This is a genomic window from Arthrobacter sp. V1I9 (assembly GCF_030817075.1).
Lineage (GTDB): Bacteria > Actinomycetota > Actinomycetes > Actinomycetales > Micrococcaceae > Arthrobacter.
Genome location: NZ_JAUSYU010000001.1, coordinates 2,547,344 through 2,558,888, shown reverse-complemented (window position 1 = coordinate 2,558,888; position 11,545 = coordinate 2,547,344). Strand labels below are relative to the sequence as shown.

General features: G+C 65.8%; 9 protein-coding genes. 6 read left to right on the top strand and 3 right to left on the bottom strand.

Going from position 1 to position 11,545, the window contains the following annotated elements:
- The first annotated feature begins 26 nt into the window (after positions 1–26).
- The 6 genes from QFZ70_RS12045 to sufU all read left to right on the top strand — a co-directional run bounded on the left by QFZ70_RS12045 (position 27) and on the right by sufU (position 9,121).
- The gene (locus QFZ70_RS12045; RefSeq protein WP_307095865.1) at positions 27–626 is read left to right on the top strand and encodes a 50S ribosomal protein L25/general stress protein Ctc; all 600 of its coding nucleotides are present in this window, start codon (positions 27–29) and stop codon (positions 624–626) included.
- A 111-nt stretch (positions 627–737) separates the two neighbouring features.
- A complete protein-coding gene (gene pth / locus QFZ70_RS12040; RefSeq protein WP_307095864.1) occupies positions 738–1,328 on the top strand; it encodes an aminoacyl-tRNA hydrolase in 591 nt (196 codons plus the stop codon).
- 122 nt (positions 1,329–1,450) lie between these two features.
- Positions 1,451–4,186: a LuxR family transcriptional regulator gene (locus tag QFZ70_RS12035; protein WP_307095861.1), complete on the top strand. Its 2,736-nt coding sequence runs from the start codon at positions 1,451–1,453 to the stop codon at positions 4,184–4,186.
- Positions 4,187–4,238: 52 nt separating this feature from the next.
- Positions 4,239–6,842 (top strand): LuxR C-terminal-related transcriptional regulator, encoded by a 2,604-nt coding sequence (locus QFZ70_RS12030; protein WP_373461680.1) that lies wholly within the window; start codon positions 4,239–4,241, stop codon positions 6,840–6,842.
- Between the two features lie 478 nt (positions 6,843–7,320).
- Positions 7,321–8,646, top strand: coding sequence for a SufS family cysteine desulfurase (locus QFZ70_RS12025; RefSeq protein ID WP_307095860.1), 1,326 nt, complete (start codon positions 7,321–7,323; stop codon positions 8,644–8,646).
- Positions 8,647–8,671: 25 nt separating this feature from the next.
- Positions 8,672–9,121, top strand: coding sequence for a Fe-S cluster assembly sulfur transfer protein SufU (gene sufU, locus QFZ70_RS12020; RefSeq protein WP_307095858.1), 450 nt, complete (start codon positions 8,672–8,674; stop codon positions 9,119–9,121).
- Positions 9,122–9,210: 89 nt separating this feature from the next.
- Here the strand turns inward: sufU and QFZ70_RS12015 are convergent, their stop codons facing one another.
- The 3 genes from QFZ70_RS12015 to QFZ70_RS12005 are packed head-to-tail and all read right to left on the bottom strand — an operon-like array spanning position 9,211 to position 11,482.
- On the bottom strand, positions 9,211–9,429 hold the full coding sequence (locus tag QFZ70_RS12015) for an SCO4848 family membrane protein (RefSeq protein WP_307095856.1): 219 nt from the start codon (positions 9,427–9,429) through the stop codon (positions 9,211–9,213).
- 3 nt (positions 9,430–9,432) lie between these two features.
- Positions 9,433–9,930, bottom strand: coding sequence for a DUF2505 domain-containing protein (locus QFZ70_RS12010; RefSeq protein WP_307095854.1), 498 nt, complete (start codon positions 9,928–9,930; stop codon positions 9,433–9,435).
- 43 nt (positions 9,931–9,973) lie between these two features.
- Entirely contained in the window at positions 9,974–11,482 is a 1,509-nt protein-coding gene (locus QFZ70_RS12005; protein WP_307095852.1) for an SDR family oxidoreductase, read from the bottom strand.
- Positions 11,483–11,545 lie beyond the last annotated feature (63 nt).

The window sequence follows — 11,545 nt, the reverse complement described above, 5'->3', positions numbered from 1 at the left end:
CCGTTTTAGTTTTCAAGGAGATATCCATGTCTGAGCAGAAGCTCGCAGCAGAACTGCGCACCGAATTCGGCAAGGGCTACGCCCGCCGCGCCCGGATGGCCAACCTGATCCCCGCCGTCATCTACGGCCACGGCGCAGAGCCCATCCACATCACCCTCCCGGCCAAGGCAACCACCCTCGCCGTCCGCACCGCCAACGCCCTGCTGTCCCTGGACATCAACGGCGAAGGCCACCTGGCCCTGGTCAAGGACGTCCAGCGTGACCCGATCAAGCAGATCATCGAGCACATCGACCTCCTCACCGTCCGCCAGGGCGAAAAGGTGACCGTTGACATTCCGGTCCACGTCGTCGGCGAGCTTGCTCCGGGCAACGCCTTCAACCAGGAACTCACCGTCATCTCCCTTGAGGCCGAGGCAACCCACCTGCCCACCGCCGTCGAGGTCAGCATTGAAGGCCGCAGCGCAGGCGAGCACATTCACGCGTCTGACCTGGTCCTGCCGAAGGGTGCAGTCCTGCTGGCGGACGCCGATGCCCTCGTGGTGAACATCTCCGAGGCCACCGAGTCCGGCGACGAAGAAGGCACGGAGGAAGCTGCCGGCGCCGCTTCCGAGGCCGCAGCCGAGTAATCAGCCTGCACCTTTCAGCGGTGGCCGGATCCCCCTAGGGTCCGGCCACTGCCATGTCTGCTACCCGCAGCCCGCACCAAAGCCCCTGCGCGCCCCCTTTAGGATTGATTCATGACTGACACCTGGTTGATCGTTGGCCTCGGAAACCCGGGCGTGCAGTACCAGGGCAACAGGCACAACGTCGGACAGATGGTCCTTGACGAACTCGCCGGACGCGTGGGAGCCGGCTTCAAGACCCACAAGGCACGCGCGCAGGTGGTGGAGGGCCGCCTCGGCATCGGTGGTCCCCGCGTGGTGCTGGCCAAACCCATGAGCTACATGAACGTTTCCGGCGGACCCGTTTCGGCGCTGGCAAGCTTTTACGGCATTACGCCGGATCACGTGGTGGCGGTGCACGACGAGATCGATATTCCCTTCAACACTGTGAAACTCAAGACCGGCGGGGGAGAAGGCGGCCACAACGGACTGCGCGATATCTCCAAAGCGCTTGGCACGAAGGACTATCTCCGCGTCCGCGTGGGGGTCGGAAGGCCGCCCGGCCGGATGGACACAGCCGACTACGTGCTGCGCGATTTCGGCTCGGGCGAACTCAAGGAGCTGCCTTTCCTGCTGGACGAGGCAGCCGATGCGGTGGAGCTGCTCCTGCGCGAGGGGCTCACGTCCGCCCAGCAGAAATTCCATCCGGCGAAGTCCGAGCGCTAGCAACAAAAAAACTTAAAGTCCCCGGTACCTGTTTCCTTGTCTGTGCCACAAGGTAGTCTTTTTCGTAGGCGGGGGAGCAATGGGGCTACATCCCGCTATCGCGGGATGTAGGGGATTAGTTCATGTCAATCGAGCCACTTAGCTGGGGACGTGGGTCAACATCTCACGACGTTGGGCTGCACACCGAAAACGCCGGCGCGCCCGGGGCGCAACAGTGGTCTGCGCCTGCCCGCAGCGCCAACCTTGAAGCGGTCCGCGCTGCCCTGACCAGCGATAACTCTCTGGGCGCAGTCATCACGGGAGGGCGGGGCGTAGGAAAGTCGTCGCTCGCCCGTGCCGCAGTTTCCGATCTTGGTGCGGACGTCTGGTCCCTGCAGCTTCGGAGCGGGCCCGCCGGCGCCAACACTCCCTACGGCTGCCTCTCCTTCCTGCTCGCGCGCCTGCCGCAGGCCTACATGGGTTCTCCCACCGCGATTCTCCGCGGGATCACGTCTCTGATCCGGAGCGACGCCGCCGGACGGCGCTGCGTCATTACCCTGGACACGTCCGGCAGCATTGACGAAATGAGCGCGGGAGTGCTGCTGAATGTACTCCTGACGGGCACGGCCAAAATTATCGCCGTTGCACCAAAGATCAGTGACCTTCCCGCCGACTTCCACTGGCTGCTCACGGACCGGCGCCTGACCGAGGTCCGGCTCAGCAACCTCAATGAACTGCAGACCCGCCAGGTCCTGTTGTCCCTGCTCGGCCACCGGGTCTCAGCGTCGCTGGTCACCACCTATCACCAGATGGTGGGCGGAAACCCGCTGCTGCTGAAAGCGCTTGTTACCGAACAGCGGCTCTCGGGCAACCTCGTTCTGTCGGACTCCGTCTGGACCCTCCGCGACAAAGTGGTGCTCGACGGCGCCGCCAGCCTTGACGACATCGTGCGGTCACGCTGGTCGCGGGAGACGCCCGAAACCAGGGAAGTCATCGAGATGCTTTCCTGCGCCAGGCGGGTGGAGCTCTCCAGGCTCACGGCGGTGTACCACGCCGAGGTAGTGGCGGACATGGAGGATGCCGGCTTACTGGAGATTGACGACTCGGACCACCGGTGGGTGTCCCTGCGGGAAAAGTACATTGGCGACGTCGTTCGGTCATGGATAAGCATTGCCCGGCGCCGGGAACTGCGGAGCGCACTTCTGGGCGGTACCGAACCGGACCCCGCGGACATGACCGTCGAGGAGCTGATGGCCTTCGCCGCGTGGACGCACGAGTGTGAGGCCGAGCTGAGCCCGGCCCTGGCCCTGGCAGCTGCCGAAGCCGCCGTCCAGCTGTTTGACCCCCGCTTCGCCCTGGCTTACGCGGACATGCTGGAGCGGACGGACAAGGAGTGGGTTCCCGCCCAGCGCCAGAAGGCGGGCGCTTATCTTCAGCTGGACCTGCCGGTCCAGGCCCTCGCTGCCCTGGACGATATTTCCCAGCCGGAACTGGACAATGTTGGTGTCGAAGAATACGCCCGTGTCATAGCGGCGAAGGCCCGGGTGATGTTGTGGCATCCGGAACAGGCAGCCAAAGTCCCGACCCTTCTTGCTGAAGCCCGTGAACGGCTGGAGGGCGCGGCAGAACAGGCAGCCTGGCCGCACCCTGCCGTGGCAGCCGCGAACCAGGTCGCGCTCAGCGGGTTCGAGTACCGCGCATTCGTCGGCGACTATGCGGCCATGATCCCAGACCTCGAGGCTGCGGCAGATCCGGCACGGAACCCGGACACCGGCTACCGGATGCAGTCCGCCGTCATCCTGATGACGGCGCTGGCCTTGACCGGGCGGGAAATGGATGCGCTGGGCCTGATGCGTCAGCTTGGCGGCCAAATAACCGACGCCTCCCACGTGGTCGGTTTACGCGAGCAGTACACCAGGGAGGCCTACCTGGTGCTGCTGATTGCCGGGCAGTGGCGTCGCTGCATCGATCTCCTGGGCCCGCACGGCAGCGGGGAATACGACCGCCTGCCGTACCGGAGCGCCGCTACCGAACTTGCTGCCGGACTCGCCTATGTCTACTCCGGCCGGGGCGGGGTTGCCCTGGACCCGCTGATTTCTGCGGTGGCGCAGCTGGAACTTCAACCGCTCCAGAGTGCCCTCCGCTGTGCCTACGCCGCGACAGCACTCGCCCACGCACAGACGGGCAACGCTGCCCAGGCGCGCAAATTCCTGGCCAAACTCCAGCGAACGCCGGGCAAGTCCAGTTTCACCACGGAGAGCATTATCGAGTTCTGCGCGCTGGTGGCGGGACGATGGCTGGGCGACGCCGAAGCCGCTGCCGGCCTGAAGCAGTCAGCCCGGCGGTACATGGGGGCAGGCCTTTACACCGTCGCCGGGATCAGTCTGCTGGCTGCTACCGTCAACGGCAGCGACGCTGACTTCCGCCTGCTGGAGGAGATCGCGGACCACCGGCAGGGCCCCCTTGCGGAGATCGCCCGGCTTGTCGCAGTGGGGAGCCGGACCAAGGATGCCAAGACCCTGCTTGCCGCGGGGGAAATCGCGGCCACCCTCGAACTGGACGCCGTGGAGGCCCGCTGCATGGCGCTGGCAGTGGATTTCGCGCGGCAGGACGGGGATTCCATTTCCGCCCGGACCGCCCAAGCGCGTCTGGACATCCTGGCTGCCACCGTGGCGAACCTTCCCATCGTGCCCAGCAGTGGCAGCCCGTTGCTGACCGCGCGGGAGCGCCAGATCGCTCGGCTGGCCGGCCGCGGAGCATCGAACCGTGACATCGCCCTGGAAATGGGTGTGTCCGTCCGCACGGTGGAAGGCCACCTCTACCAGGTCTTCACAAAGCTGGGCGTAACTTCCAGGGGTGATCTGACTGGACTCGTCTAACGGCCACAAACCGGCACCCGCCCAGCGCCCTGTCACCGGCCGGCGCGAACCCCTGGACCGGATCTGCAACATCGTCCGGAACGGGACCAGCCAGGCTGTATTTGTGATGGCCGGGCCCGGAATCGGCAAGACGTCCCTCACGGAGGCCATCGCAGAGCGGCTCTCCGGAGATCTGAACATCCTGCAGATTCATGGGAGTTCTGCATTGGCCTCCGTACCTTTCGGCGTCCTGACTCCCTATACAGGTGAGCTGACCGCGGAAGAGTCGGTTTCGCCGGTGGCGGTATTGCGCTCCATGTGGACGTACTTCGAGAAGCTGAAGGCAGGCAGGGGCGCCCCTGTCCTTTTGATAGTGGACGATGCCCACCACTTGGACGACGCCTCGGCCGGGGTAGTGGCGGACCTCATCTCCGCAGGGTGGGCAACAGTGGTGGCGGCTGCCAGGCCACGGCCCGGGCTGCCGCAGCCGCTGGACCAGCTCTGGTACGACGGCCTTGCCGAACGGGTGGACCTTCGGCCCCTCAACCGGGAACAGATTGAAGAAGTTCTGGCCAATGTCCTCGATGGAACCGTGCCGGCCGCAACAGTCGACTCCGTATGGATTGCGTCCGGCGGTAATCCCCGCATTCTCGATGCCCTGCTGCACGACGCTGCCGAAAGCGGTGTCCTGGCCAAGCGGAACGGCATCTGGATGTTGCTCGGCCCTGTGCCCGCCGACGGCGCCCAGCTCACGGCGGTGGTGACAAAGGACCACATCCGGCGCGGGCCGGAGGAGCAGGAAGCCCTGAAGCTCATCGCGCTTGCCGGCCCGGTGGGCCGCAAGGTGATTGAGGACATCAGCGGAGCCGCCGTGGTCCGGGCGCTCCTTGACCAGCAGATGATTATTGAGACCCCTGGAGTCCCGGCCGAACTCTCCCTGTGGAATGCCCTTTTCGCCAACGCCATCCGAAGCACACTCTCCGTGTCGCGCAGCCTGCAGCTGCTGGAAAAGATCCGGGCACACCAAAACGGCACGGTTTTGCGCGGGGAGGGCATGCTTCGGTCCGTGGAGTGGGCCTTTGAATGTGGACTGCGCACATCGGACCCGGAAATGCTCGACGCCGCCCGCGAGGCCCTAAGGCGGTTCCGCAACCCAAGCGCCCGCACCATAGCCGCCAAGATCCAGGATCCTTTGCTGATGCCGTTGGCCACCGCCATCCAGGCACGGGCCCTCTACAACGAGGGCGCGTACAGCCAGGCCGCCCACCTGCTGGATAGCTGTTGGCGCCAGCTTTCCGATCAACCTGACGGTCCTGCCGTCCTTTTGCTCCGGGCAGCGGCCCACCAGGCCACCGGCCAGTCATTGGACGCCTTGGCCGAGGACGTACGGGAACACGCCCGGGAGCATGCCGAAGGGGACCGTCAACCCCAGGCCCAGCTCCTGCAGGTCATGCGCTTCCTGCAACTTGGGGCAGCGGTGGATGCCGGGGCGCTGGCCACTGAGGTCCGGGACATCCGGAGCATCGCCTCCACGGAGCCCGGAGGCGAATCGGTCAGGGTGCTGGGTGAAGCGCTGCTGGCCCACGCCCTTGCTGCCGCCGGCCGCGCCGGCGAGGGACTGGATTCCGCCCTCCTGGCCGCCTCGGACCTGCCGCCGCTGGAAGACAGCCTGTTCTTCTTCACCGAGTTCGTGCTGGGACGGCTCGTGACCGGCTACCTGGCGATGGGTGAATGGGAATCGGCCGAGCGGGAACTGAACAATTACGCGGCCGGACACGCGGCTGGAGCTGCCACGTTCAACGGAAGCCTGCAGGTGCTCCAGGGCTACTCGCTTCTTCGGCAAGGCCGCATGGAACGGGCGTACCAGGTGCTGCTGCCGGCCGTTGAGGCGCTGAGGCTGAATGATCCGCTGCAGCTGTTCCGCTTCGGGTCCTCCCTGGGCTTCTACGTGGCCGCCAGGCTGGGGGATGCAGCGCAGGCAAAACGGCTTGAACAGGACTTCACCGACGCAATGGCGGGAGGCCCAGCCCACGAGCTGCTGGCTGCCGCCTACGGCGCCGCAGCCTCCGAATATTTGTCCCGGGACGGCAAAGGTCTGGCGACGCTCCATACTTTGGCCACCACGCAGGGCGCCACCGCCAGGGCCGGCACCCTGCTCGAAATCCTGGCCATCTGCTGGGACCTCGGTGATCCTTCCGTTATCCCCATGGTGCAGTCAGTGGCGAAGACGGTGGAAGGCCGATGGGCCCAGGCGATGCTGACACTGGCTGCCGGCTGGGAAGCAGCTGACGGGGATGACCTGATGGGCACGGCAGCCTCACTGGAGGAAGCGGGGTTCGTGAATCTCGCCCGCGAGGCCTATGCCCGTGCCAGTACCGTCCTGGAGCAGGCCGGAGAACGCCGGCGGTCAAGGCAGGCGGTGGCACTCCGCGAGAAGTGCGACCACGAACTGGGGGAGCGGTTCAGGGAAGGCCGGTTTATTGCTGCCGCTCCCGCCGTCCACCTCACCCGCCGGGAGCAGGACATCGTAGGGTTGGCCGTGCAGGGCCTCACGGACCGCGAAATCGCCCAGCGGCTGATGGTCTCTGTGCGTACCGTCGAAGGGCATCTGTACCGCACGTACGTGAAGCTGGGTGTGCGCAGCCGCGACGAGCTGGAGTCAGCCCTCCCGAAATAAGGTTTGAATAGCCGGTCCAACGAACTACCGTTTTTGGCTCTCCTTTTGCCTGCCCAAAAACGGGCGGCGCACGCCCGTGGCCCTTGGTATAGCTGCCCATTGGGGCGATGCGGGTACTGCAGGCAGTCCCCGTAGTGCGCCGACGCTGAATTCGAGTACACCCTACTCGTGCGCAGAGTGGTTCCGAGGGATTTACTTAAGGAGGCAAAAGGAACCGGCCGAAAGAAGCCGCAAGAGTTGCCCGCAGCAGAACAAGTCTTTCCCGTCCTGACAATCTTCCGGCCCTTAGGGGCCGGGCTGGGCGGGGCCGGCAACGTCAGAGTCTTCTGAGACCGAGGCTCTCCCCCCAGCCGTTGCCGGCCCTCCATTCCGCGGGGCTGAAGCCCGGAGCGGCTGTGGCGGCTGCCCCTCGGGCGGCCGCCACAGCCGTGCTGTGGGACAATTGAGTGTCATCCGTTGGCATCTCAAGGAGTTAGTTTTGGCCGTAGTATCAACGCCAGCCACACTGGAACGTGCCTTGCCGGTCATGGATAACGCCGAAGTGCAGCGCATCCGGAACGACTTCCCGGTCCTGGACCAACAGGTCAACGGACGCCCCCTGGTTTATCTGGACTCCGGAGCCACGTCCCAGAATCCGCTGAGCGTCATCGAAGCCGAGCAGGAATTCTATGAGCAGCGCAATGCTGCCGTGCACCGCGGGGCCCACCATCTCGCGGTCGAGGCCACCGAAGCGTTCGAGGACGCCCGGCAGACCGTGGCCGACTTCGTCAGCGCTGACTTCTCCGAGATCATCTGGACGTCCAACGCAACGGAGGGCCTCAACCTGCTCAGTTACGCGCTGTCCAACGCCGGCCTATGGGCGGCACAGGGGCGGGGCGACGCCCGGTTGAAGGACCTTGCGCTAAACCCGGGTGATGAGATCGTGGTGACGGAAATGGAGCACCACGCGAACCTCATACCCTGGCAGGAACTTGCCTTCCGCACCGGGGCAAGCCTTCGCTACATACCCGTGGACGACGCCGGCAGCCTCCGCCTGGACCTGGCCGGCGGCATCGTCAACGCGAGGACGAAAGTGCTGGCTTTCACCCACGCCTCCAACGTCCTGGGCACCATCAACCCCGTCCGCGAACTTACCGCCCTGGGCCGGAACGCCGGCGCCCTGGTGGTCCTGGACGCCTGCCAGTCCGCCCCGCATATGCCTTTGGACGTCAAAGAGCTGGACGTTGACTTCGCAGTCTTTTCCGGACACAAAATGCTGGCCCCCACGGGAATCGGGGTGCTCTATGGCAAGCAGGAGATCCTGGACATCCTGCCGCCGTTCCTGACCGGTGGGTCAATGATCACCACTGTGACCATGGAGCGCGCTGAGTACCTCCCCGCGCCCCAGCGCTTTGAAGCCGGGACCCAGCGGATCTCCCAGGCGGTAGCCTTGGCTGCTGCTGCCAACTACCTGACGGAAACAGGGCTGGACCGGATCCACCGCTGGGAGGCTGAGCTTGGCCAGCGCATGATCACCGGGCTGGAATCCCTTCCGGGAATTCGGGTGCTCGGTCCCGCCGCGGGCCAGGACCGGATAGGGCTCGCCGCGTTCGACGTTGAGGGAGTGCACGCCCATGACGTGGGCCAATTCCTTGATTCGCGGGGAATCGCCGTGCGAGTTGGACACCACTGCGCCCAGCCGCTGCACCGCCGGCTCGGGTTGACGGCCACCACCAGGGCAAGCGCGTACCTGTACAACACCACCGACGACGTGGACCAGTTCCTGGATGCCGTCGCGGGTGTGCGGGCCTACTTCCGCGCCTAAGACACCAACACTTTGAAGGTATGACATGAGCCTTGACCACCTGTACCAGCAGATCATCCTTGACCATTCCAAGGCCCGCCACGGCAGCGGACTGGCCGGGACACAGGCGCCGGAGGGCGCCACGACGGGGCAGTCGCACCAGCTCAACCCCGTCTGCGGTGACGAAGTAACCCTGCGCCTCGCCGTAACCGACGGCAAAGTTGCGCAAATCGCCTGGGACGGCGCGGGCTGCTCCATCTCCATGGCGTCAGCCTCCGTCCTCACGGACCTGGCTGAAGGAATGACTGTGGCTGAGCTGCACGAGGTGATTGACAGCTTCCGCGAGGTCCTCCGGTCCCGGGGCAAAATAACCGCGGATCCGGAACTCCTGGGCGATGCGGCAGCGTTCGAGGGAGTCGCCCGCTACGCGGCCCGCGTGAAGTGCGCCATGATTTCCTGGGTAGCGGCGGAGGACGCGCTCAACCAGGCAGCCTGACAGCACAAACCTGACCAAGCAGCCTGACGGCAAAAAGTACGGGCCTCCTTCCCGCAGGAAGGAGGCCCGGACTTCATAGTGGAACCTGGTTAGAACAGCGACATGATGCCGATGATGGCGGTGGCCGCCCCCAGCACCATGGAGATGCTCACCAGGACCACGTGAACGGTAAGGAACTTCGTGGCCTTGCCGGCGGCGTCGCGGGCCCGGGGATCCTTCATGACCCGGCGCAGGAACTGCGGCCAAACCACCAGGGACCAGACGCCGGCGATGATCAGGACCAGCGCGGCGAAGACGGGCAGCTCCACGACTTAGTGGCTTTCCAGCCAGGCCTGGGCCTGCTTGGCCTGCAGGTTCAGCGCCTTGGCAACCATGGGCTCGGCGGCGTCGGCAATTTTCCCGCCGAGGAACGGAACCGAGGACTTGACGGCACCCTCGAGCTCGACGCGCGTGCCGCCGTCGGCAGCTATCAGCCGCTGCACGGCGGTGACGTCCACGGGAGCGCCGGCGACCTTCAGCGAGATGTTGCTCTGGCGGGAGCCGTCCGCCGCGGGGGCATCCCAACTTTCCACCTGCGTTACCTTCAGGTGCTCACCGACGAACTTGCGGGCAAACTCGGGAAGCCGGGTGGTGGGAAGGGTCCGTACGGACGTGGCGCTGAACGCGCCGGCGACGTCGCCGTCAACGGTGAAGGATTCGAGGCTGCCGCCCACCAGCTGGCTGACGTGGCGCTGGAAATCCTCATTCACCAGGACAGCTGCAACGCTGGGTACGGAGTGCGGAAGGGTGGTGGTTGCGCTCAGGGCCATGGGTCCTCCTGGGACGTGGGGAACGGATTAAGCTCCAAACATCCTACGGGGTCCTCGCTGTCCGCTCCGCATCCACGAGCTTCCGTGCCGCTCCGGTGATGTTCCTCGCCATGGCCGGAAAGATCAGGCTGTGGAACGGAAGGACCGCCAGCCAGTAAAGCCGCCCGCTCAGGCCTTTGGGGAAGAAGATGGCCCGCTGCCGGTACCTGCTGCCGTTTGCGTCCGGTTCCACGGACAGTTCAAGCCATGCCCGGCCCGGTGCCCGCATCTCGGCGCGGAGCCGCAGCAGTTTGCCGTGGTCAATCCGTTCCACCCGCCACCAGTCCACCACTTCGCCGGCGGCGAGAGTATGCGGATGCCTGCGCCCGCGCAGCAGGCCGGCGCCGCCCGTCAGCTTGTCCAGCCAGCCGCGGACCTGCCAGGCCAAAGGCAGGGAGTACCAGCCGTTCCGCCCGCCGATGCCCTCGATGACGGTCCACACGCGGGCGGGATCAACGTCGCCGTGGAAGGTCCGTTCGTCGATGTAGACCTTGTGCCCCGCCCAGTCGGGGTCGCTGGGCAGGGGATCGGCAGCCACCCCGGCGTTCGCCCAGGTGGTCTCCACCTGCCCGTCGCGTTCCTTGCCGAGGGCCAGGGCGACGGCGGTGCGGTAGGCTGTAAGGCCGCCGTCGGGCTGCGGAATGTACCGGTCGATGTCGTGCTCATTGGACACGGCGTCGTGCTGGAGGGACTGGACCAGTGGCACGGCCATGGACAGCGGGATGGGTGTGGTCAGGGCAACCCACATGCCGGCGAGTTTGGGCGCAGGGACGGGCAGTGCAAGCACCACCCGGTAGGGCAGCCCGGCTTCGGCGGCGTACTCCTTCATCATCCCGGCGTAGGTGAGCACCTGGCGGCAGCCGACGTCGAACGTGCGGTTGATCGGGCCGTCCAGGGAAGCCGCGGACACCAGGTAGTAGAGGACATCCCGCACCGCGATGGCCTCGATGCGGTTGCGGACCCAACTGGGCGCCGGCATCAGCGGCAGCGTCTCGGAAAGGTGCCGGATCATCTCGAAGGAGGCCGAGCCGGAGCCGATCACCACGCCCGCCTGGAACACGATGGCGTCCACCGGACTGTCGAGGAACACTTTGCCTACGGCCTCGCGGGAGCGCATGTGGGTGGACAGTTCCACGCCTTGGGGATGGAGGCCGCCCAGGTAGATGATTCGGCCCACCCCCGCCGCCGCAGCAGCATCAGCGGCCGCCCGCGCCATCGCCTGTTCCTTGGCTTCGAACCCCGCCCCGGCTGCCATCGAGTGCACGAGGTAGTAGAAGACGTCGACGCCGGCCAGCGCCGCCCGCAACGCGTCGCCGTCGTCCAGGCTGCTCTCCATGACCTCCACCCTGTCCCGCCATGGCGCGCCCGCGATTTTGTTGGGGGATCGCACCAGGACTTTGACGCTGTGACCCTCCTCCAGGAGCTTCGGCACCAGCCGGCCGCCGATGTAACCTGTGGACCCGGTGACCAGGACGGTCTTGGGTGAACGCTCGGTGCTGCTGGTTCCGGTCATGCTGTCTCCTCTTCGTCTCTAAGCTGTTCGGAGCCGCAGCGCGCCTGGACGGCCGCCTGCCTG